The 20,563-nt window shown below is 69.3% G+C and carries 21 protein-coding genes and 2 pseudogenes; 11 read left to right on the top strand and 12 right to left on the bottom strand.

Annotation, left to right across the window (positions count from 1 at the left end):
• Positions 1-1,359, top strand: a complete 1,359-nt coding sequence (locus IH09_RS18540; RefSeq protein WP_052857441.1) for an NADase-type glycan-binding domain-containing protein — start codon at positions 1-3, stop codon at positions 1,357-1,359.
• Positions 1,360-1,419: 60 nt separating this feature from the next.
• Complete coding sequence (locus IH09_RS18535) at positions 1,420-1,950, top strand: DinB family protein (RefSeq protein WP_052857439.1); 531 nt, start codon at positions 1,420-1,422, stop codon at positions 1,948-1,950.
• A gap of 69 nt (positions 1,951-2,019) precedes the next feature.
• Here IH09_RS18535 and IH09_RS18530 read toward each other — a convergent pair whose 3' ends face one another.
• The 3 genes from IH09_RS18530 to IH09_RS18520 all read right to left on the bottom strand — a co-directional run bounded on the left by IH09_RS18530 (position 2,020) and on the right by IH09_RS18520 (position 4,206).
• On the bottom strand, positions 2,020-3,342 hold the full coding sequence (locus IH09_RS18530; protein ID WP_052857437.1) for a UDP-glucose dehydrogenase family protein: 1,323 nt from the start codon (positions 3,340-3,342) through the stop codon (positions 2,020-2,022).
• Between the two features lie 181 nt (positions 3,343-3,523).
• A complete protein-coding gene (locus IH09_RS18525) occupies positions 3,524-3,961 on the bottom strand; it encodes an ATP-binding protein (RefSeq protein ID WP_318279484.1) in 438 nt (145 codons plus the stop codon).
• On the bottom strand, positions 3,958-4,206 hold the full coding sequence (locus IH09_RS18520; RefSeq protein ID WP_052857435.1) for a hypothetical protein: 249 nt from the start codon (positions 4,204-4,206) through the stop codon (positions 3,958-3,960). Before IH09_RS18520 ends, IH09_RS18525 begins: the two co-directional genes overlap by 4 nt.
• A gap of 111 nt (positions 4,207-4,317) precedes the next feature.
• Here IH09_RS18520 and IH09_RS18515 point away from each other — a divergent pair, with 111 nt between their 5' ends.
• The 3 genes from IH09_RS18515 to IH09_RS18505 all read left to right on the top strand — a co-directional run bounded on the left by IH09_RS18515 (position 4,318) and on the right by IH09_RS18505 (position 6,560).
• Positions 4,318-5,169 carry a helix-turn-helix domain-containing protein gene (locus IH09_RS18515; RefSeq protein ID WP_052857433.1) on the top strand — a complete coding sequence of 284 codons (852 nt, stop codon included), beginning with the start codon at positions 4,318-4,320 and terminating at the stop codon, positions 5,167-5,169.
• Positions 5,150-5,533, top strand: a complete 384-nt coding sequence (locus IH09_RS18510; RefSeq protein ID WP_110952403.1) for a DUF397 domain-containing protein — start codon at positions 5,150-5,152, stop codon at positions 5,531-5,533. The genes IH09_RS18515 and IH09_RS18510 overlap by 20 nt, the downstream gene beginning before the upstream one ends.
• A gap of 214 nt (positions 5,534-5,747) precedes the next feature.
• Positions 5,748-6,560: a heparin lyase I family protein gene (locus tag IH09_RS18505; RefSeq protein ID WP_110952402.1), complete on the top strand. Its 813-nt coding sequence runs from the start codon at positions 5,748-5,750 to the stop codon at positions 6,558-6,560.
• Positions 6,561-6,734: 174 nt separating this feature from the next.
• Here IH09_RS18505 and IH09_RS18500 read toward each other — a convergent pair whose 3' ends face one another.
• The 3 genes from IH09_RS18500 to IH09_RS18490 all read right to left on the bottom strand — a co-directional run bounded on the left by IH09_RS18500 (position 6,735) and on the right by IH09_RS18490 (position 9,692).
• Positions 6,735-7,076 carry a hypothetical protein gene (locus IH09_RS18500; RefSeq protein ID WP_052857428.1) on the bottom strand — a complete coding sequence of 114 codons (342 nt, stop codon included), beginning with the start codon at positions 7,074-7,076 and terminating at the stop codon, positions 6,735-6,737.
• Positions 7,077-7,513: 437 nt separating this feature from the next.
• Complete coding sequence (locus tag IH09_RS18495; protein ID WP_052857426.1) at positions 7,514-8,308, bottom strand: DUF4232 domain-containing protein; 795 nt, start codon at positions 8,306-8,308, stop codon at positions 7,514-7,516.
• Between the two features lie 319 nt (positions 8,309-8,627).
• Positions 8,628-9,692: an aldo/keto reductase gene (locus IH09_RS18490; RefSeq protein ID WP_052857424.1), complete on the bottom strand. Its 1,065-nt coding sequence runs from the start codon at positions 9,690-9,692 to the stop codon at positions 8,628-8,630.
• Positions 9,693-9,809: 117 nt separating this feature from the next.
• On the opposite strand from IH09_RS18490, the gene IH09_RS18485 reads away from it, so the two are divergent.
• Complete coding sequence (locus IH09_RS18485; protein ID WP_052857422.1) at positions 9,810-10,646, top strand: helix-turn-helix domain-containing protein; 837 nt, start codon at positions 9,810-9,812, stop codon at positions 10,644-10,646.
• Positions 10,647-10,891: 245 nt separating this feature from the next.
• Here the strand turns inward: IH09_RS18485 and IH09_RS18480 are convergent, their stop codons facing one another.
• The 3 genes and pseudogenes from IH09_RS18480 to IH09_RS18470 all read right to left on the bottom strand — a co-directional run.
• On the bottom strand, positions 10,892-12,364 hold the full coding sequence (locus tag IH09_RS18480) for an alpha/beta hydrolase (protein WP_052857420.1): 1,473 nt from the start codon (positions 12,362-12,364) through the stop codon (positions 10,892-10,894).
• Positions 12,365-12,548: 184 nt separating this feature from the next.
• A complete protein-coding gene (locus IH09_RS18475) occupies positions 12,549-12,806 on the bottom strand; it encodes a hypothetical protein (protein ID WP_052857418.1) in 258 nt (85 codons plus the stop codon).
• A 139-nt stretch (positions 12,807-12,945) separates the two neighbouring features.
• A pseudogene (locus IH09_RS18470) lies at positions 12,946-13,134 on the bottom strand (sensor histidine kinase); the annotation flags it as partial.
• Positions 13,135-13,232: 98 nt separating this feature from the next.
• On the opposite strand from IH09_RS18470, the gene IH09_RS18465 reads away from it, so the two are divergent.
• Together IH09_RS18465 and IH09_RS18460 are read left to right on the top strand one after the other, a co-directional pair.
• Positions 13,233-13,607 (top strand): PadR family transcriptional regulator, encoded by a 375-nt coding sequence (locus tag IH09_RS18465; RefSeq protein WP_052857413.1) that lies wholly within the window; start codon positions 13,233-13,235, stop codon positions 13,605-13,607.
• Positions 13,604-14,209, top strand: coding sequence for an HAAS signaling domain-containing protein (locus IH09_RS18460; RefSeq protein WP_052857410.1), 606 nt, complete (start codon positions 13,604-13,606; stop codon positions 14,207-14,209). Before IH09_RS18465 ends, IH09_RS18460 begins: the two co-directional genes overlap by 4 nt.
• A gap of 158 nt (positions 14,210-14,367) precedes the next feature.
• Here the strand turns inward: IH09_RS18460 and IH09_RS37435 are convergent, their stop codons facing one another.
• Positions 14,368-14,508 (bottom strand): hypothetical protein, encoded by a 141-nt coding sequence (locus IH09_RS37435; RefSeq protein ID WP_190233335.1) that lies wholly within the window; start codon positions 14,506-14,508, stop codon positions 14,368-14,370.
• 88 nt (positions 14,509-14,596) lie between these two features.
• On the opposite strand from IH09_RS37435, the gene IH09_RS18455 reads away from it, so the two are divergent.
• Entirely contained in the window at positions 14,597-15,391 is a 795-nt protein-coding gene (locus tag IH09_RS18455; protein ID WP_052857408.1) for an SDR family oxidoreductase, read from the top strand.
• A 299-nt stretch (positions 15,392-15,690) separates the two neighbouring features.
• Here the strand turns inward: IH09_RS18455 and IH09_RS18450 are convergent, their stop codons facing one another.
• The gene (locus tag IH09_RS18450; protein ID WP_052857406.1) at positions 15,691-16,254 is read right to left on the bottom strand and encodes a TetR/AcrR family transcriptional regulator C-terminal ligand-binding domain-containing protein; all 564 of its coding nucleotides are present in this window, start codon (positions 16,252-16,254) and stop codon (positions 15,691-15,693) included.
• An 88-nt stretch (positions 16,255-16,342) separates the two neighbouring features.
• On the opposite strand from IH09_RS18450, the gene IH09_RS37425 reads away from it, so the two are divergent.
• Positions 16,343-18,565 carry an alpha/beta fold hydrolase gene (locus IH09_RS37425; protein WP_190233334.1) on the top strand — a complete coding sequence of 741 codons (2,223 nt, stop codon included), beginning with the start codon at positions 16,343-16,345 and terminating at the stop codon, positions 18,563-18,565.
• Between the two features lie 375 nt (positions 18,566-18,940).
• The gene (locus tag IH09_RS18440) at positions 18,941-19,954 is read left to right on the top strand and encodes a metallophosphoesterase family protein (RefSeq protein WP_052857404.1); all 1,014 of its coding nucleotides are present in this window, start codon (positions 18,941-18,943) and stop codon (positions 19,952-19,954) included.
• 336 nt (positions 19,955-20,290) lie between these two features.
• Here the strand turns inward: IH09_RS18440 and IH09_RS40850 are convergent.
• Positions 20,291-20,488, bottom strand: a pseudogene (locus IH09_RS40850) (hypothetical protein); the annotation flags it as partial.
• Positions 20,489-20,563 lie beyond the last annotated feature (75 nt).

Below are 20,563 nucleotides of genomic sequence, written 5' to 3'. Positions count from 1 at the left end.
ATGACCGCCCCCACCACGGCCTGCCCGGACTGCGGCACGCCCGCCCGCCAGACGGGCCAGTCCTTCTGCGACTCCTGCGGCGCCTTCCTCCGCTGGGACACCCCGACCCGGCCGTCCGGGGCGGACACGGCCACGCCCGGCGCCGCACCCGGGGCGGCCTCCGGCGCCGCACCGGGACCGGCACCGGCGGACGACGACCCGACCCTGCCGATCCCCGCGACACCCGCCGACGGCCCGGCCCCGGCGACGCCCGCCGCAGGCCATCCCACCCCGCCCCCGCACCCGGCCACCGCGATGCCGCCCGCCGCCGGGCCCGTGGACAGCGCCCCGTCCTTCGGACCGCCGCCGCCCTCCTTCGGCCCGCCGCCGCCGTCCTTCGGCCCCTCGCCGGGCACCGACCCCAGGCAGGCACACGGCGCCACCGGATACGGCCCGGCCACGGGCGCCCCTGGCCACCACCTCGAAGAACCGCCCACACCCACGCCCACATCCCCGCCCGCGACCGGGACCCCCCTCAGCGACACCGCCGTCCGCGCCCTGCTCGTCCCCGTACCGGAGGCGAGCCCCGCCGCGCCGCCGCAGGCACCCGGCACGGTCCTGCCCGGCCGCCCCGAGGCCGCCCGCCCGCAGGTGCGGACGCCGCACGCGGACGTCGGCCCCGAGCAGGGCCCGCCCTGCCCCGGCTGCGGCACGCCGAACGCGCCACGGCGCTACTTCTGCCGCAGCTGCACCAGCCTGCTCAAGGACCGCGGTGAGCTCCCCGCCGAGGGCCCCTACGCGGGCCAGCGGCCCCGGCTCGGCCGCGGCCGGTCCCGCTGGATCGTCCGCGTGGCGGTGGCCGCCGGGGTGGCGGCCCTGGTGGTCGGCGGCATCTTCGGCGGACCGCCCGCCGCACGGGCCGTCCAGGACCATTTCGCCAAGCGGGTCCCCGTCCACCCCACGACCTGGAAAGCCTCGCACTCCGACGCGAAGCAGGGCCCGGACCGCGCCTTCGACGGCTACTCCAACACCTGGTGGGGGACGGGCTATTCGGGCAGCGCCGCCGGCCAGTGGCTGGAGGCGGGCTTCGGCCAGCCCACCGACCTGCTCGCCGTCCTGATCACCCCCGGCACCTCCCCGCGCGCCGCCCAGGCCGCCGCCCAGGCCCGGCCCCAGGAGTTCGACCTGATCGTCACGGACTCGGCGGGCAAGGCGTACACCTCGCACCACCGGATCAACGACGGCGGCGTGCAGCGTCTCGATGTCCGCGTACGGGACGCGACGACCGTACGGCTGGTGCTGCGCGCCGCGTACGGCGCCACCGGCAACAAGGAAGTGGCCATCGCGGAACTGGAGTTCTTCGGCCGCTCCGCCACGTAGCCCGCGCCCGCCGCCGAGCGGGACGGGGCGATTGTCAGTGGCGGCTGGAACGCTGTTCCCATGACCACCACCGGCACGACCACCCCGGACGATCGCCCCGTCCCGCCCATGACCGCCGACGAGCGCACCACCCTCGAATCCTGGCTCGACTTCCACCGCGCCACCCTGGCCGCGAAATGCGCCGGCCTGGACGAAGCGGAAGCCAGAACGCTCTCCGCCGCCCCCTCCCCCCTCACCCTGCTCGGCCTGGTAGAGCACCTGGCGGAGGTCGAACGGACCTGGTTCCGCCGCGTACTCACGGGCGCCGACCTGCCGACCGTACGCGGCGCCGCCTTCGACCCCACCGTGGCCGACGGCGGCTTCACACCCCCGCCCGACGCCACCCTCACCGGGACGCTGGCCCTCTGGCAGGAAGAGATCCGCGCCTCACGCACGGCCACCGCACACCTCCCCCTCGACACCACCGGCGACTTCCAGGGCACCCCCGTCTCCCTGCGCTGGATCTACGTCCACATGATCGAGGAATACGCCCGCCACAACGGCCACGCCGACCTCATCCGAGAACGCATCGACGGAACGACGGGCGTATGAGACGCGACGGCGCTACCCGCCCGCGAGTACGCACCAGACGGTCTTGCTGGCCGAACCCTGCCGTACTTTCTATTTCCCGGGTCGTCCGAGCTGGTGGACTGTCCAACCCGTCGCGCGCCAGGGCTCGGGGTCGAGGGTGGTGCGGCAGTCGATGAGCAGGGGATTGGCGGGACGGTCCACGAGGGCTTGCGGGTTCGCTTGCCGGTACTCGGGCCATTCGGTGGCCAGGACGACGAGGTCTGCGCCGTCGAGAGAAGCGGGAAGGTCGTCGGTGTAGTCGAGTTCGGGGTTGCGGATCATGGCCGTGGCCACGGCCTGCGGGTCGTGCACGGTGACGGTGCCGCCGGCCCGCTGGAGGGCGTGGGCGAGGGCGAGGGCCGGGGATTCGCGCACATCGTTGGTGCCGGGCTTGAACGCCGCACCCCACACGGTCACCCGGGCCCCCTCGACCGGCCGGTCCCCCAGGGCACCGGTGATGAGGCCCATGGCCACGTCGATACGGGTCTCGTTGACCTGCTCGGCGGCGAGCAGGAGCCCGGCGGCCCGGTCGGCACCGAGCTGCCGGGCGGACGCGGTGAAGGCGCGGACGTCCTTGGGAAGGCAGCCACCGCCGTAGCCGATGCCGGGCCTCATGCCACCGGCGCCGATCCGCGGATCGATGCCCAGGATCTCCACGATCTTGGAGATGTCGCCGCCCGCGGCCTCGCACATGTCGGCGACGGCGTTGATGTACGAGATCTTCAAGCCGAGGTAGCTGTTCGCCGCGCCCTTGGCGAGCTCGGCGGTCTGCGGGTCGGTGATGAAGATCGGCACACCGGCGTCCAGGATGCCGGCGTAGACCTCGCGGATCGCCTTCTCCCCCTCGGCGCTGGTGACGCCGGCGATGAGCCTGTCCGGGCGCAGGGTGTCCTCGACCGCGTGGCCCTCCCGCAGGAACTCCGGGTTCCAGACGACCTCGACCGCGCTGCCGACGGGGGCCAGGCGCTGCGCGAGGGCGGTGACCTGGACGGTGGTCCCGACGGTGACGGTGGACTTCCCGACGATCGTGCACGGCCGGTGGAGGTGGGGCGCGAGCTGGCGGATGGCGCCGAAGACCTGTCCGTTGTCGTAGGAACGGCCGTCGGCGTCGATAGGGGTTCCGACGCCGATGAAGTGCAGTTCGGCGACGGCGGCGGCATCGCGGATATCGGTGGTGAACCGCAGCCGGCCGCTCGCGGTGTGGCGCGCCAGCAGCTCGGGCAGGCCGTCCTCGAAGATCGGGCACTCACCGGCGTTGAGCCGATCGACCTTGGCCTGGTCGACGTCCACACCGATGACCTGGTGGCCGAGGTGGGCCATCGCCGCCGCGTGGGGGATGCCGAGGTGACCACAGCCGATCACGGAAACGAGCATGGCGAGTCCTTGTCTCGTCGGGGACACACCGTCACTCGGTGTGCCCCGACGCTATCTGTTGAGTGACGCGCCTTCAGGCGGGTCGGGTGCCGGTCAGACGTTCGCCGAGCGCCTGGCGGAGGTGGAGCGGACGTGATTCCGGGAACGGATCGACGGGCTGACGGGCGTATGAGGCGCGGCATCACCCGCCCGCGAGCACACACCAGACGGTCTTGCTCGCCGCTCCCTGACGGACTCCCCAGCACAGGGCGAGCCCGTCCAGCAGCGCTATCCCCCGCCCGGATTCGTCGTCACCGGCCGCCTGCCGGAGCACGGGCAGGGCACGCGGATCGGGGTCGGTGACCTCCACCCACGTACGGCCGTCCCCGTCCCCCGATACCCGGACGGTGACGGTGACGGGGGTGCCCTCCCCCAGGTGCCGGATCACATTGCTGAGCATTTCGCTGACGCAGAGCTGCACATCGGCACAGGGCCCACCCAGGTACTCGCGCACGGCGTGCCGCAGCGCGGGCACCTCCTTGGGAAAGGCGAGCAACGAGACGGTCAGCGGCCGGAGCGGGGCGGGTGGTGCGGACGGTACGGGTGGCCGGGGTGGCGGTGGCTGGTGCGGCGATGTCACCGGATGGCCGCCCGGACGAGCGCCTCGGTCAGCCGCTGCGCGGTCTCCGCGTTGCAGTTGCCGAGCGCGACCAGCGGCGTGCTCCAACCGCCCGCGAACGTCGGCAGATCGACACCCAGCGACGGCAGCGTGATGCCGTTTGCCTCCAGCGCCGCCCGCAGCCGGCCGACGCAGTCGGGCACGTCGGGGTGGTGATCGTGATCGTGGACACGGGCGTTGGCGTGGGTGTGGTGACGGTCGGACATGGGCGTATGCCTCCCTGTGCGCATTGTGACGAAACGCTCACAGAGTGCCGTGACGCGGCGTAGCGTAAAAGTGTTTCGGACTACACCGCACGACCCGTGGAACGGTGAACCATGCCCGCACGCAAAGACATTGACGGCTCGGTGAGCATCCCAGCCTTCTACGGCAAGGAACTGCGCTGGAAACGGGAGGCGGCGGGCCTCACCCTTCAGGCGACGGTCAAAGGCAGCTTCTACGCAGTCAGCTACCTCAGCGAGATCGAGCGCGGCCAGCGACTCATGCCGCTACGCCTGGCCTGCCACGTCGACCAGTTGCTGAAGACGGACGGCTACTTCGAGCGGTGCTGCAAAGACGTACAGAAGGCCCGGAAGGGCGCTCACGCGGGGTACTTCACCGAAATTGCGCAACTGGAGGGAAACGCGAAGGAGATCGAGTCATGGAATCCCCTCTTGATTCCCGGGCCGCTACAACTGGAGCCATACATCAGAACAGTTATTCGAGCCAGCGACCCTTTGGCCACTGAGGAACTGATTGCCGCGAGGGTTAGCGCAAGGCGTGAGCGTTCTTGGATCCACGAGGATCCGAAGAGCCCCGAGTCCTGGATCGTCCTGCATGAGTCGATCTTGCGGCAGCCGATCCTCGGGCATGACGAGATGGCAGAGCAGCTTGCTCATATCGTCGACGTAGCTCAGCAGCGTCGATTCATTACACAGATCCTTCCGTGTAACGCAGGAGCCCACCCCTTCATGATGGGTGCCACATGGCTCTTCACCTTTGATGATGCCCCGCCCCTCATGTACTCAGAGGGCATGTACTCCGGCCAGACCGTCGATGATCCGGGACTCGTGAAGGACTACGCAAAGGCTTACGGTCGACTCCGAGCCACCGCACTGTCTCCGGAGGCTTCTCTCAAAATGATCGGGCAAGCAGCAGAGGAGTATGGAAATGGCAAGCGTCCGCGTTGATTTGAGCGACGCCACCTGGCGAAAGAGCACCTACAGCAACGGATCCGGAGGTCTCTGCATCGAGGTCGCAGAGGGGTTCGTTGGGGCCGCCACCTGGCGCAAGAGCAGTTACAGCAACTCCAGCGGCGGCAACTGCATCGAGATCGCCCAAGAGTTCGCCGGAGCAGCCCGCTGGCGCAAGAGCAGCTACAGCAACGCCGACGGCGCCGACTGCGTCGAGGTCGCCGACGACATCCCCGGCATCGTCCCCGTCCGGGACTCCAAGAACCCGGACGGCCCGGCGCTCGTCATCCCCGCCGCCGCGTGGAACTCCTTCGTCACGGCCGTCAAAACCGGTGCGGCCAACGGTTTTCACCGGTCGTGACGGGACGGCGGGCGTCGCGCACCCCGCGTACGGCGTGAAGTCTCGGGTCCTGGAGGATCGCTGAGCGGGCAAGGACCCCGCTCGGCGGACCACCCGGTCCACACCCCCGTTCAGTTTCCGCAGATTTCACAAGCGGTTGGGTGTACATCTGGCCAGTGGTCCCGCCACACTTCCTGCTTCCAGCCGCAAGGTCCCGATGGCGACAAGGAGCCAGATGTCTCGCACCCGAGAAACCCGCAAGTCACCACGGAAAACGGTGGTGACCGTCGGGCTACTGGCGGGTCTGACCACCGCCGTCGCCGCCCTGGCATGGCCGGCCGCGGCGGGCCCCGCCGACGCCAAAGGCACGTCCCAGGCGGCACCGGCCAACGGCCCAGTGGGCACCAACTCGTCCGCACCGAGCGGCAAGGTGCTGTGGACCCCGGACATCAAGGCCGGTCCCGCCACGTTCCCGAGTGTCCAGTGCGCCAAGGGCAATTTCGGGGTGGCGAGCGACGCGGTCAAGGGAAAAGTCTGGCGGGCCCGCCAGGCCGGCGGCCAGGAGCGTTGCGAGGTGGTCGGCCCGACCCTGAAGTCCGGCAGCACCTTCTACCTGGGCTGGTCGTCCAAGGTCGACATCCGCGACAGCAACAGCCGTTACGTCTTCCAGCTGAAGTGCAGCCCGAGCTCCGGCACGGCGAATCACCCCATCGAGCTGGACGCCACCAATGGCCGCATCCGCCTCCAGTCGTGGACCTACAAACACGTCGCGGTACCGCTGTGGAGCGCCCCGGTCAAGAACGGTGAATGGCACTCCTACGCCCTGAAGATCCACGCGGGCCGCACCGACGGAACCATCGAGCTGTGGTTCGACGGTGTGAAGCAGAAGTTCGCCAACGGCGCGACGAAGTACACCGGCACCACCTACGACGGCACCTCGGACTACCTCAAGTGGGGTTCGTACCACCCGTCGACCGGCGACGCGACCAACTTGTTCACTTCGCCCCGCATGGCCACGACGCTGGCGGCGGCGACCGCCGGTTCCTGATTCCGGCCGACGCGCCACAACAGGGCTTGCGGCCATAGTCCGTCACAGCCGTCAGGACCGGCGAGGGCATCCGCCTTCGCCGGTCCTGACGGGCCAGGGCGTGCCCGGTCCATCAAGGACCTGAGGCAGCACAACCCGGCCGGGGGCATGCGCCCTTGAGGCGCGCGGTGGAGATCAGTCTTCGTCGCTGTCGGCCGGCCGACAGCCCTGGCCGCTGACCCACAGGCGTCCCTCGGCCCAACCGGTCTCACACCGGTACGCCTTGCCCTCGCGGTTGGCGATGGTGAAGTCGGCGAGCGGGCCCCAGCGGTCGGTGTCGCAGTCCCGCCCGAACACGTTGGGCCCTTCCGCGCTCACGCTGTGGCAGACGATCACTTCCCCGTCCCGCGTCGCGGCACCGCCGTGTGACGAGGCGGCGGTGGCGGTCGCCGGGGCGGCCGTGGCGAGGAACGCCGCGACGGCGCCGGCCGCCAGTGTGCGCAGGCCGATCCGGCGTACTCGTTGTGATGCAGTCATGACGATCTCTCCTTGAGGCTGGCCGGGCACCGGACGTGCCCGAACGGGCGTTGATGCGGGTACGGGCAGTTGCCCCGTCGGCCGTGGCCGTGCGACGCACCCGTTCTCACCGGGCCGTTGGCGCTGTCTTCCCTGATTCCCAGGGGCAGTTGCGACCGCCGTAGATCGTGGCGGCCCACCGACGTCAATCGCGGTCGGCCCATTGGTGTCTTTCCCCGCCGCCTACCGGGCAAGTCGGCCACACCGCCTAAACCACACCTTCGTGCGCAAAGCCGGACCACATACGCCGGAACGGGCGGAGCCCGGCAACCCCTGGGGGCGACCCGACGCCTCGGGCGCGGATCCGTACAACGAAAAGTCCGCTGCTCCGGTGTGCGAGACCGGGGCAGCGGACGTTCTCGGATCGGCGTCGGCGGGACGAGCCCGCGCCGGAGTGGTCAGCCGATGGGGTTGACGAAGGTGGCCGTGTGGGTGGCGGCCTGCTGGTCGATGAGCGGGCCCCAGGGCCAGGCCAGGGACAGCGAGGTGGTCTCGTTCGGCGGGGTGACGGTCACGGAGGCGGGCTTCCAGGAGCCCTCCGCGTTGTTCTCGGTCAGGCCGAGGTTGATCGTGAAGTCGGTGCTGTCCCCGGGCCTCAGGGTGATCGAGCCGTGCTTGGCCGAGGAGCGGCGCAGCGACCAGCTCGTACCGCCGTTGTCGGGCTTGAGGTCCACGCCCGGGAAGCCGCCGATCACGCAGGTGCGGCTGCCCTTGTTGGTCAGCACGATGCTGGTGGTCGTCGCGCCGCTCGCGTTCGGGTCCGGGGTCGCGTCCTCGCCCATGGCGAACGCTGCCTTCAGCCCGGAGGTGTGGCAGCGCTCGACGCCCGAGGCCGCCCGGCCACCGCTGTTGGCGTGCGTGGTACCCGACTGCTTGCCCGCGGTGCTCGACTGCCTGCCCGAAGTGGCCGCCTTGGCGTCGACCTTGGCGTCGGTCTTGGCGTCGGCCTTGGCGCCGGAGTCCGTCTGAGCCTCGGAGCCCTGCGCCCCGTCGGGACCCTGCGCCCCGGCGGAGGCACCCGCGCCACCGGACTCGGCGGCCACGCCCGTGTCCGTCTGACCCGCGGCCTTCGTACCGGCGACGTCCGCACCGGAGCAGGCGGTCAGGGTGAGGGCGGCGGCTGCGGTCAGGGCCGCGGCGGCGACGCGGAGGGTGCGGCGACGGGCGGTGCGGACGGTGGTGTTGGAGCGCATTTCGGGTCCCCCAGGGGCAGTCGGTGTCGTTCTCTCCTCGGTACGACAACCACTCTGCCCGGGGCCACTATCGAGGGGCTGCCGCTCCCCTAACACCCTGCTAACACCGGGCAAGAGGGACGTTTGCGAGTCGCTGCCCGATTCGCTGATGCCCGATTCTTCGCTGCGGTGGGGATACGGATTCCCCGGACGGATCACGGGCCATATCCGCTGTCCGCTATCCGTTATCCGCTGTCCACCGTCCACCGTCCACGGCAGAGGTGTGCCGGTGATCGCCCCGGGGGCGACGGTGGTGCCGCCCCCGGCGCTCGGACGGGTATCAGCGGCGGGCTTCGACCTTCAGGTCGCCCTGGGCGAACGCGCGGCCCATGTCGCTGGCGAGCATGTCGTGCGGGTAGCCCAGTCCGACCGCACTGGCCGCGTCCAGGCGGGACAGTTGGGCGGCGGTGAAGCCGACCTCCAAGGCGCCCAGATTGTCCGCCAGTTGCGCGGGGGTGCGGGCGCCGATGACCGGTGCCGTCACGCCCGGGTTCAGCAGGGTCCAGGCCAGCCCGACCTGGGCGGGTGTGCGGCCCAGCTCCGTGGCGACCTCCTGCACGACGTCCGCGATGGCGAGGTTGCGTTCGGTGAGCGTGCCCCGGGCGAAGTTGAAGCTCTTGCGGGTGCCGTCGCCGGATGCGGCATCCGCCGGGGTCAGGTCGTCGCGGCTGTACTTGCCGGTGAGCACCCCGCCGGCCAGCGGTGAATACGGGATCACCCCCAGCCCCATCTCACGTGCCATGGGAATCAGGTCGCGTTCCCCGCCGCGCTCGATCAGGTTGTATTCGATCTGTAGCGCCACCAGCGGTGACCAGCCGCGCAGGTCCGCGATCGCCTGCATGCGCGACACCTGCCAGGCCGGGGCGTTGGAGATCGCCACGTACAAGACCTTGCCCTGCCGGACCAGATCGTCCATACCGCGCAGGATCTCCTCGACCGGCGTCGTGAAATCCCATACGTGCAGATAGAGCAGATCGATGTAGCCCGTATTCATCTGCCGCAGGCTGGATTCCACCGACGCGAAGAGGTTCTTGCGGTGCGGGCCCCCGGAATTCGGATCGTTCGGCCGGCGCAGCGTCGTGTATTTCGTCGCCAGCACCAGGCTTTCGCGGTTGTCGCGGGTGAATTCGCCCAGCAGGCGCTCGGAACTGCCGTTGGTGTAGGTGTTGGCGGTGTCGATGAAATTGCCGCCGCGCTCGACGTAATGGTCGAACAGCTTGCGCGCCTCGTCCCGCTCGGCGCCCCAGCCCCACTCGGTGCCGAAGGTCGCCGCGCCCAGCGCCAGCGGTGAGACCCGCAGCCCGGAGCGGCCCAGCAGCCGGTAGCTGTCGAGGGTGAGCGACATGGTGGCCTCCTGTGCCTGTGATCCGTTGTCGGGTACGAGTCTGTGACCGCCGCGAGCCGGGAGTAAGGGAGGGAAGTTCCTGGGAAGGCCAGTCCCACCCTGGCTGTTGGAGCGAACATGACGACCCCCACCGTGGACACCACACAGGAACTGGCCGCGTTCCTGCGGAACCGGCGTGAACGCCTGGACCCGCACGCTCTCGGTCTGCCATCGCGCCGTCAGTCCCGGCGCACCCCGGGACTGCGCCGCGAAGAGGTCGCCGAACTGGCCGGGGTCAGCGTCGACTACATCGTGCGGCTGGAACAGGGCCGCGGGCTGCGCCCCTCCGCGGACGTGGTGGAGGCGCTGTCCCAGGCGCTGCGCCTGACCCCCGACGAACGCACCTACCTCTTCGACCTGGCCCGGCAGCGCCGCCCCCGCAACGCCGACGGGCCCGCCACCACGGCGGTGCCGCCGCTGACCCGGCTGGTCACCGACCTCTCGCCACTGCCGGCCATGCTGATGAACCACCGCTACGACATCCTGGCCTGGAATGTCGAAATGGCCAGGCTGCTGCTGGATTTCGACACCCTGCCGCCGCCGCAGCGCAACTCGATGTGGCTGTGCCTGATGCACCCGGAAATACGCGAGTTCTACGTCGACCGCGAACGCGTCGTGCGGGAGGGAATCGCCCATCTGCGCGCCGCGTGGGCCGCACATCCGGAGGATCGGGTGCTGACCGACCTCATCACCGAATTCACCACTGGTGACGAGGAGTTCGCGCGCTTGTGGGCCGAACGAGACGTCAAGGTCAACGGCCGCGGGCGCAAGGTGATGCGGCGTCCTGACGTCGGTGCGATCACCGTGCATTTCGAAGTGCTGGTGCCACTTCAGGATCCGGACCAGCGATTGGTGATCTACCGCGCCGCGGACGAGGAGAGCCGGTCGGCATTGGACCGGTTGTGCGCACGGTGATGCCGAACCGCCGGGCCCCGGCCGAACCGTCATTCCGGCGGGGGCGTTCCGGCGAGAACGCTCCGGCTCGATCACGTCCGTGAGCTGCGGCGGATCCTGGAGTACACGGAGTTCGCCGAGGCGGAGGCGGAACTGCGGGTGTGGGTGGACGCGCGGGCCTGGACGACCGGGGAGGGCCCGAAGGCGCTGTTCGGCCGTTGGAGGAGATAGCTTCCCCGGATGGTTACGTTGAGTAATGATGCTGGTCAGCCGGTGCTGCGGCAGCTGAGGTTCTTCTCCGGGAGTCGGCCCGTGGTGAGGTAGGTGTTGACGGCGTGGTCCGCGCAGGGGTTGGTTCCGTAGACACCGTGTCCCACACCGTCATGGACCGTGACCATCCTGGAGCCCTTCATGGCCTTGTGGAGGCCGGTGGCCCCGACCAGCGGGGTCTGCGAGTCCCATTCGTTGTTCACGATCAGCGCACCGGTTGTGTTGTCCACGGTGGTCGTGGGCTCGGTGGCCTTCGGCCAGAACGCGCAGGCGTTGATGTTGGACGCGGAGCCCGCGAAGAGCGGATTTTTCTGCTTGTCCAGGGCCGCATCACGGCTGTACTGCTCGGGGTCCCGGGGCCAGGAGTCGCTGTCGGCGCACGTCACACTCCAGTAGGCGGAGTAGAAGTTGCCGGTCGCGCCGGACGCTGCGGACGGCCCGGCAGCAGGTTTCCCGGGGGTCCCGGAGGCGGGAGCATTGGTGGGGTCGGCCGTGTTGAGTCCGGCGATCGTCTTGGCGGCCTTGTCGACGTCGTAGAACACGGTGGGGAAGCCGGAGACGAAATCATGGACCGGATTCGGGGCGGGCCTGTTGAACAGGGCCCAGAACGATTCGCGGACCTTGTCGGGGGTGTCTCCCAGCCCATACGTGGCGTGCCGCTGCGCGGTCCATTGCGTCCACCGGGTGAAGGCCCTCTCCGTGTCCTGCGCCCTGTCCTGGAAGACTCCCCGCCAGACGCGTCCGGGGTTCATCGCGCTGTCCAGGACGAACCGGTCGGCCCGTTCCGGGAACATCTGGGTGAATACGGCTCCGAGATAGGTCCCGTAGGAAATACCGAGGTAGGAGATCTTCTTCTCGCCAAGCGCTCCGCGGATGACATCCATGTCGCGGGCCGTGTTCCGGGTGGTGATGTGCGCCAGGACACCGCTGTTCTTGCCCTGGCATTTCTCCACGACGGTCCGAGCCCGTGACACATCCTCCTCAAACGTCTCGGGCCGATAGGCAGGGCCGCTGAGGGAAAGCTCCTGGTCTGTCAGGCCGCAGTCGACGGGAGCGCTCCGGCCCACGCCTCGCGGATCGAAGCCGATCAGGTCGAAACGACGGCTGACGGAATCCGGAATGACGTTTTTCTCCAGCATCATCGCCGGCAGGGTGAGTCCCTCACCGCCCGGGCCGCCGGGGTTCATGAACAGCACGCCATGCCGCTCGGACGGTTCACTCGCCTTGATCCGCGATACCGCGATGCTGATGCTTTTCCCGCCGGGACGACCGTAGTCGAGAGGCACTTCGACGTCGGCGCACTCCGCGGGCCCGCCGTCATCACAGGACTGCCAGTCAAGTCTCTGATCGAAGTACGCCGACAGCGCCGCGTCGGCCGGCGCGGCCGAAGCCGCCGACGGAGCCAGCAGGGGAACCGAGGCCGCCGCCACTCCCAGCACCACGGTCAAAAATATTCGATTGCTCCGCATGCAGGAGATATCCCTTCACAGTCCGTCAGCGCGCACGCTTGGTGCCTTGTCGATCGCAGCGTCATGAGAGGGCTCTTGCCGTTGACGCCGGTCAGGTTTTGCCGTCCATGGCGAAGGACGGGGTGCCCTCGACGCCGTCCTTGTTGTCGGATGGGTGCCCGAGTCGTGGCGGCGGTCCGGGCGGTCACCGGTTTCGGGCCCGCAGGATCGTGCAGCCCAGCGCGCCGACAGCCAGGAGTGTCCCGCCCAGGAACAGCGCGATCGCGCCGAGCACGCCGGCGGGCTGCCAGCTCTCACCCGCATTCGCGTTCGCCGTGAACGCGCCGACGATCAGCAGCCCGGCGGCGAGGGCGGTGAGCGCACCGGCGCCCAGCATCCCCGTGACCAGGCCGCTCCGGGCCCGGCTGGGCTGGACGGTGAGGGCGTTGTCAGGGGTGTTCATCGGCTTTCTCCTCTGAGTGCGGAACCAACTGGGTGCACTTCGAAGAGTGGCCCGCGAACGCGTCGGGGCGTGCGCAGCCGTGTATCAGCGACCGCACCGGTTTGCAGCCGTTCCGCAGCAGGACGCCGGCCGCGGGGCGTCAGTGCGGCAGGCGCACCGTTGCCACGGCTCCGCCGTCGGGGGCGTTGGCCAGGTGCAGTTCGGCGCCGAGCAGGCCGGCTTGGCCGAGGGCGATGGTCAGGCCGAGGCCGTGGCCGGTGCCGCGTTCGGCGGAGCCGGTGTGGAAGCGGCGCGGACCGTGCCGCAGCAGGTCCTCCGGGAGGCAGGGCCGGGTCTTCGTAAGCGCCGACACCGCCAGGCTGACGGGCCGAGGGCATCCGCACCCCCCATTCCCCTCCACTTGCCCCACCAGGTATCTTGCATCGCATGGAACCAGGTGATTCGACCAAGCAGGCGAGGGCAGCCGCCCAGCTGCGCAAGGGTGTCCTGGAGTACTGCGTACTCGCCCTGATGCGGGACCGCCCCCGCTACGGCGTGGAACTCCTCCACGCCCTGGAGGAATCCGGCGCCCTGGCCACCAGCCAGGGCACGGTCTACCCGCTGCTCTCCCGGCTCCGCCGCGACGACCTGGTCACCACCACCTGGCAGGAGTCCGCCTCCGGACCGCCCCGTCGCTACTACGCGCTCACCGACAGCGGCCGGGCCGCACTCGACGAGTTCACCCGCGTCTGGCCCGGCTTCCGCAACGCCGTCGACGCCTTCCTGAACACCCCGCACCCCTCCACCGGAGACCTCGCATGAAGACCTCTGCCGACCTCGTACGCGACTACCTCTCCGCCGTCGAGCGCGAGACCTCCGCACTCCCCGCCGACCGCCGCCAGGAACTCCTCGCCGACCTCGCCGAACACGTCGAGGTGACGCGCGCCGAACGCCCCGATGCCGCGATCGGCGAGGTCCTGGCGGAGCTGGGGGACCCCCGCACGATCGCGGCGACGGCGCTGGCCGAGGCGGGAAGCGGGGCCGCCGGGGTCCCGGCCCGGGGCGATGCGGGCGCGCCCGCCCGGCGCGGCAAGGTGCACCCCCTGGTCCCGCTCCTGATGCTCACCCTCTCGGTGCCCTTCATCATGGTCTTCCCCTACCTCCCCGGGCCGCTGTTCGGCGTCCTGTTCCGCATCACCGGCGCGGTACTCCTCTGCACCTCGGTGCACTGGACCGCCGTCCAGAAGACCACCGGCGTGCTGCTCACCGTCGTCCTGCCGACCGTCCTCTTCACCACCTGGAACCTGGCCAACGGCAACACGTCGAGCGCCGCCCCGACCGTCGTGTCCACCCTGGCCAACCTGGCGGTACTCGTCCCGATCGCCGGCACGGCCGCCTGGCTCTGGCGGGTCCGCCGCGCCTGAGCGCGGCCGCCGGGACATCGAGGCCACCAGCTCGCCGCGCCGGCCTTCGCCGATCCCGTCCGCGAACGCCTGGCGCGGGCCTCGCCGCTCGTCGGGCCCGACGCACCTCCGCGTCGGACGGCCCTGTTGGTGCGCGTGCGCTTCCGTCGGCGTTCCCGTCACGTCCCGGAACGCGAGTGCCGCTGCTTGTAGTCGTCCTTGTCGGACTTGGGCGGCCGTCCGCCTCGCGATCCGCGCTTGAGGCGGTTGCGGACGCGGTCCGTCGGGACCGGGATCCGCTTGCTTGGAGTGCGCTCCAAAGCCATAGCGTTGAGACAGCTGAACCGAACACCCAACGCGTCGACGCATCGACGCATCATCCCGCACGACCAACTGGAAAGACGGCAAGTGGTAGACAACCAATTCACCACGCATGCAGAACTTTTCGAGCTGCGGGGAAAGCGCGCGCTCGTCACCGGTGGCACCCGAGGCATCGGAATGATGATCGCGCGTGGCCTTCTCCAGGCGGGCGCCCGCGTGGTCATCAGCTCACGCAACGCAGAAGCGTGCGCTCAGGCACAGGAACAGCTGTCCACATTCGGTGAGGTGCGGGCCATTCCCGCCGACCTGTCCCGCCACGACGAGTGCCGGCGACTGTCCGACCTCGTCACCGCCGACTCGGAGCGTCTCGACATCCTCGTCAACAACGCGGGCGCCATCTGGGACGAGCCGCTGGCGACGTTCCCGGACGCGGCCTGGGACACGGTCGTCGACCTCAACCTGAAGTCGCCGTTCTGGCTGGTCCAGGCGCTGCTGCCGGCACTTCGCAGGGCGGGCACCGCCGACGATCCCGCGCGGATCATCAACATCGGCAGCATCGCCGCCATCCACATCCCCCAGCGGCCCAACTACTCGTACTCCAGCAGCAAGGCCGCACTGCATCAACTCACCAGAGTGCTCGCCAAGGAACTGGGACCGCAGCACGTCACCGTGAACGCCGTGGCGCCGGGACCGTTCCCGTCGGCGATGATGGCGGCAACCCTCGATGAGTTCGGCGAGGCGATCGCCGCGTCGGCCCCACTACGCCGGATCGGCCGCGACGACGACATGGCGGGCGTCGCCGTGTTCCTCGCCAGCCGGGCAGGCGCATACCTGACAGGCACCGTGATCCCCGTCGACGGCGGCATCGCCACCACCGCGTAGGCCGACCAGGGTCTGTTGGCGAGAGTTGATCTCGATCGTTGGTGATCATGTCCTGTGGGACGTGGGGATCCGACGAACGGCCGGTGGGCCCGACTTGAGCCGCTGTTGCCGCGGGGCATCAGGTCGGGCCGTCCGCCGGTATGGACGCGGCGGCAGCTGATGGACGGCATACGGTGGCGGCCCCGGACGGGTGGGCGGGTCTCGATCTGCGGGCCGGCCGCGACGCGAAGTTCCGCCGCTCTCCGGCTCACGCCACCGTGCAGGTCCGGCAGCGCGTCCAGCATGTGCGGGACAGCCTGTCACTCAGCCATGGCCAGCACATCGCGGACCAGACGTCGCTCGTACTCGCGATCGATGGGCAAGGCGAATACGACGTGGTGGTACAGAGGTGCGATGACATGGTCGAGGATCTGCGGGACGCTCGGTGTCTTCTCACCGCGTTCGCGGGCCCGGCTCACCACCTCCGATGCCTGCTCGCGCCGCTTCTCCGTGACCGGGCAACTCGCGACGGTCTCGGTGCGGGCCGACACCATCGCGCGCAGGTATCGGGCTCGGTGGGGGCGTGTGATGTCGCGGGCGATGACCTGCGCCCACTCGGTCAGATCCTGCTGGAGGGATCCGGTGTCGGGCGCTGACTCACCGTCCCGGGTCAGGGCGGCGACAGCGACTTCCTCAAGGAGAGCGTGGACGCTGTCCCAGCGTCGGTAGAGCGTCGTCGGGTTGACCCCGGCCCGTTCGGCGATCACGGGAAACGTGATCTTCTCGGCGCCCTCGCCCACGAGTTCACCGACCGAGGTGTAGATCGCGGTCAGTACTCGACTGCTCCGCCCTCCGGGGCGGCTGGCGGCTGTTTGGTGAGACACGTCACCAGCATACGCAAAGATCTTTGCTTCTACTACGATGAGCCGCCCCGGGCTAAAGCAAAGATCATTGCATTTCGCTGGAGGTCGCGTGCTCAACCGTTCAGTTTCGTTCTTCCTGGCCGGGGCCGTGGGCGCAGCCACGCTCACTGCCGCTTCGGCGCCGTCTCCCCTCTACCCGGTCTATCAGCGCCTGTGGGACCTCTCCACGTTCACCTTGACGGTCGTTTTCGCCGTCTACGTCCTCGCCTTGCTCGCCGCCCTGTTGACCGTCGGATCGATCTCCGACCGGGTGGGCCGTCGGCCTGTCGCCTGCGGTGCCCTGGTGCTGCTCGCTCTGGGCATGCTGCTCTTCACCGTCGCCACCGGCGTCGGCGGCCTGATGGCCGCGCGCATTGTGCAGGGGCTTGCCGTGGGGACAGCCGCCGGCGCCACTACGGCCCTGATCATGGAGTCCGCGCCGAACCCCCGGCTCGGCTCGACCATCAGCAGCGCGGTCCCTTCCTTGGGGATAGCGATCGGGGCTGTCCTCGCCGGCGCCTTGGTGGAGTTCGCGCCACTGCCCCGCCAACTCGTCTTCTGGATCCTCACCGCCGTGTACCTGGTGCTGGCGGCACTCGTCTGGCTGGTTCCCGAGAAAGCTCGATCCGACTCGCCACCCCGGGAAAGGATGTGGCGGTCACTGCTGCCCAGCGCTCAACTCCCGCGGGCCACGCGGCCGGTCTTCGTCGCACTGGTGCCGTCGATCAGTGCGACGTGGGCCCTTGGCGGCTTGTACCTCTCGCTCGGATCGTCGATCCTCACCACGGTCCTCGACGTGCACAGCCACTTCGTCGTGGGCGTCATCCTCGGCGTCTTCTTCGTCGCGGGGACGGCGGGCACTGTCGCGTCGGCCTTCGCTCCGCCACGGCACCGCGCATGGTTCGGCCTCGGGCCCCTCGCCATTGGCGTCCTGGTCACCATCGCAGCCATGTCGACGGGTGTACTGCCGCTCTACGTCGTCGGCTCGCTGATTGCGGGATTCGGGTTCGGGGCGACGTTCCGGTTCGCCGTCCATGCCCTCGGTGAGGCGGCACCGACCGCCCGACGGGGCCAGGTGTTCGCGACGATGTACATCGTCAGCTATCTCGCCTTCAGTGTGCCTGCGCTCGCCGCCGGGCTCGCTGTCGAGCGATTCGGACTCAAACCAACAGCCGTCGTGTATGGAGCCCTGGACATCGCACTGGTCCTGTTCGCTCTCGTTGCCGGAATCGCCCACGCGCGTCGACGGGATGGCGAGGACGATGTCCGGCGCGATATCGCACCGCCGTTGGTCTCGCGCATTTTCGGCACGCCTCGCCACACCACGCACTACCTGGAGTGCGGACCAGCCGATGGACCGCTGATGTTCTTCCTCCACGGGTGGCCGGGCATCGGGTTGTTGTGGCGGGCCCAGATGGAGGCGTTCGCTGCCGACGGGTGGCACTGCATCGCGCCCGATCTGCGCGGGTACGGCGAATCCTCCGCCCCGGCGGATACCGACGCCTACACCGTCGAGGAGGTCGTGATGGACCTGACGGAGCTCCACGACCATCTCGGCGGCAGAACCGCGGTCTGGATCGGCCACGACTGGGGCAGCGTCGTGGCGGGAGCAGTGGCCGCTCACGAGCCGGAGCGGTGCCGCGGCGTGGTGTTGACCTCGTGGGCCTACTACCCCACCGCCAACAGCCTGGCCACACTCATACCCCTGGTCGACCGTCAGCTCTACCCGGCCGACCGGTATCCGGACGGACAGTGGGACTACTACCGCTACTACACGACACACTTCGAAGCGGCGGTCGCCGACCTTGACGCGGCTCCGGTGGCAACGCTGGCATCGGTATATCAACCGGGCAGCCCCGCCGCGATCGGCGCCATCTCACCGACGGCCACGGTCACACGCGACGGCGGACGCTTCGGCGCCGTGCACCACGCACCGCCGACGCCGGCCGATCCGGCTCTCTGGCCACCGGCGGACTTCGACACCCTGGTGCAGGCGTTCGCAACTCACGGCTTTCGTCCTCCCTCTGCGTGGTACACAAACGACGAAGCCAACATCGCTTACGCGCGCAAAGCACCCGACGGCGGGCGCCTGACGCAGCCGGTGCTGTTCGTCAACGGCGAGTGGGACGCGATCTGCAACATCTCGGGAAACGGCCAAGGCGACCCGATGCGCGCGGCCTGCGCAGATCTCACCGTGGCGCGGGTGCCCGCAGGACACTGGCTGCCGCTTGAGAACAAGGCTCAACACATTGAAGCCATCCGCACCTGGCTCCGCTCCAAGAATCTTCGATGAGCAGCGAGATATGGGCTCGTCCGGCTCGAAGCTCCGGCAGCGCGGCGTCATCTTGCCGGGCGGTGCGGGACGTGGGTCCAGAACAGCGGGGACGGGGCCCGCCGGTCGGCGTCGGTGAGCCTCTTGTGCCACTTCTCCTCGCTCAGGATGTCCTCCGCTACAGAGAGCTACTTGTCACTTCGCCGTACCTTCGGGAGAACAGGGCCGACTCGATCGCCGGGGCGAGGCAGCCGCACCGGTCCGGCTCCCCGGTCTCGACAACGTGACAGTGCCCGTTCACCTGGCCGCCCACTTGATCGCTTATTGATAACGGGTCTAGTCCATAGCGCGGAGCTGATGTCCCTTGATCCCGCGCGACAGCCGAAAGGTAAGACCATGGAACGCAGATCCCTGCTCGGCGCAGGCGCCGGAGCACTGGTGCTCGGAGGTCTCGCCCAGGGGACCGCCGAGGCAGCAGCCGCCCACGGCGCTCGCGATCTTGTGGCCACGTTCAATGTCATCAGTGACATTCAGGGCGATCTCGGCGACTTCGCCCAGGCGCTCAAGGACATCAAGGCCACCAACCCGCGCTCTTCGGGCATGGCCGTCGTCGGGGACATCACGCCGCGCGGCTACGACTTCGAGTACGCCGATGTGCAAAAGGTGCTGAACCGGGGGCCGAAGCCGCGCGAGGTGGCCTGGGCCATCGGCAACCATGAGTTCTACGTCCCCAAGTGGGCGGACCCGGACACGCTCGCCCAGAGCACCTGGCCCAACGGCGCCACCGAGGAATCCCTCTTCCGCAGCTTCTACCGATTCGCCGGGCGGTCCAGGATCTATGCGGAGACGACATTCGGCGGCATCCCGGTTCTGACCCTCGGTACCGAGCGCTATATGAAGTACCACGACCACTCCTTGTGGGACGAGGTGTGGATCAGCGAGGCGCAGTTCCAGTGGCTCGAAACCCGCCTGCGGTACTGGGCGCGGCGCCGCAAGCCGGTCATGGTGATGTCCCACCACCCGCTGCCCAACACCGTCTCCGGAACCCGGAACAAGCTCTACATGAGCGACTACCTCCAGCCCGATCGCCTCCTCGGCCTCCTCGGTCGCTACCGCGATGTGTTCCTCTTCAGCGGCCACACCCACTGGGACCTGACCCTCTCCGACTGGTACGTGCGGCGCATCGTGCCCGGCACCGCCAACCTCGACGGCTTCTCGGTGGTCAACACCGGCGCCGTGCAGACCGGTTTCGCCGACAACGGACAGGGCGGCGAGATCACGGTTCCCGGTAACTTCAACCAGGGTCTCCAGGTTGAAGTGCACCGCGACCGCGTCGTCATCAAGGCACGTGACTTCGCGGCAGGCACCTGGATGAAGCAGATATCCGTACCGCTCTCCACGCGGATCTGACCCTCAGGAGCGGCCGGCGCTCCGCGCCGACCGCCTTCGGTAACGCTCACGTCTTCGGCCCGCAGGCGCTCTGCATGGCCGGCTGGTCGCGGCCTGGCAGGACAGCGCACCGCAGCCGGCCGCGGTCCGCTCGAACACTCCTCACGGGGCGATCGAGCGGACCGCGCCCCGCAGCCGCCCCAACGGCCGCCTTGACCGGTGGAAGCGGCACGGCAGTCCGGGCACGCGCGCACGGTAGGACGCTCTCCGACAGCCCAGCACCGGGCGGACCGGGCGCCGTACCTTCGCCGAGGCCCCCGCCGACCGTCCACCGGCTCGTCCCACCGTGCCCCCGTGGAAGCCATCGGGGGCGCGGTGCTCGGCGAACTCGGCCGGCTGCCGGCCGTTTTTACGGCTGACGGGAGCGAGCAGGCCCCGCACGTAGTCCCGCCGCCGACGCCGACGCCGGTCGGCCACCTCCGGCCGCGCGGTGACCCGCACCCTGGCACCGCACCCGGCACAGCGGTCGGCCCACGAGACCGGACGCCGAAACATCATTGACTTTCCAAAAAGGAAAGACCTTGAAATGATGGCAATCATCAGCCGGTGCCCGACAGCCGGCAGCCGGTC

Origin of the sequence: Streptomyces celluloflavus (assembly GCA_000720995.1) — a bacterium.
In the GTDB taxonomy this organism is placed as follows: Bacteria; Actinomycetota; Actinomycetes; order Streptomycetales; family Streptomycetaceae; genus Streptomyces; species Streptomyces celluloflavus.
The sequence above is the reverse complement of the archived record's forward strand: the minus strand, read 5'-3'. Positions and strand labels throughout refer to the sequence as shown.

Bases quoted from the DNA above. Each gene is read 5' to 3' on its own strand.
- IH09_RS18530 (WP_052857437.1), bottom strand. From the start codon at position 3,342: ATGCTCGTTTCCGTGATCGGCTGTGGTCACCTCGGCATCCCCCACGCG.
- IH09_RS18490 (WP_052857424.1), bottom strand. From the start codon at position 9,692: ATGTCGCTCACCCTCGACAGCTACCGGCTGCTGGGCCGCTCCGGGCTG.
- IH09_RS18515 (WP_052857433.1), top strand. From the start codon at position 4,318: ATGCCCGCACGCAAAGACATTGACGGCTCGGTGAGCATCCCAGCCTTC.
- IH09_RS18520 (WP_052857435.1), bottom strand. From the start codon at position 4,206: ATGTCCGACCGTCACCACACCCACGCCAACGCCCGTGTCCACGATCAC.
- IH09_RS18475 (WP_052857418.1), bottom strand. From the start codon at position 12,806: ATGAACACCCCTGACAACGCCCTCACCGTCCAGCCCAGCCGGGCCCGG.
- IH09_RS18510 (WP_110952403.1), top strand. From the start codon at position 5,150: ATGGCAAGCGTCCGCGTTGATTTGAGCGACGCCACCTGGCGAAAGAGC.
- IH09_RS18535 (WP_052857439.1), top strand. From the start codon at position 1,420: ATGACCACCACCGGCACGACCACCCCGGACGATCGCCCCGTCCCGCCC.
- IH09_RS18465 (WP_052857413.1), top strand. From the start codon at position 13,233: ATGGAACCAGGTGATTCGACCAAGCAGGCGAGGGCAGCCGCCCAGCTG.
- IH09_RS18540 (WP_052857441.1), top strand. From the start codon at position 1: ATGACCGCCCCCACCACGGCCTGCCCGGACTGCGGCACGCCCGCCCGC.
- IH09_RS18460 (WP_052857410.1), top strand. From the start codon at position 13,604: ATGAAGACCTCTGCCGACCTCGTACGCGACTACCTCTCCGCCGTCGAG.
- IH09_RS18440 (WP_052857404.1), top strand. From the start codon at position 18,941: ATGGAACGCAGATCCCTGCTCGGCGCAGGCGCCGGAGCACTGGTGCTC.
- IH09_RS18505 (WP_110952402.1), top strand. From the start codon at position 5,748: ATGTCTCGCACCCGAGAAACCCGCAAGTCACCACGGAAAACGGTGGTG.
- IH09_RS18495 (WP_052857426.1), bottom strand. From the start codon at position 8,308: ATGCGCTCCAACACCACCGTCCGCACCGCCCGTCGCCGCACCCTCCGC.
- IH09_RS18500 (WP_052857428.1), bottom strand. From the start codon at position 7,076: ATGACTGCATCACAACGAGTACGCCGGATCGGCCTGCGCACACTGGCG.
- IH09_RS18480 (WP_052857420.1), bottom strand. From the start codon at position 12,364: ATGCGGAGCAATCGAATATTTTTGACCGTGGTGCTGGGAGTGGCGGCG.
- IH09_RS18485 (WP_052857422.1), top strand. From the start codon at position 9,810: ATGACGACCCCCACCGTGGACACCACACAGGAACTGGCCGCGTTCCTG.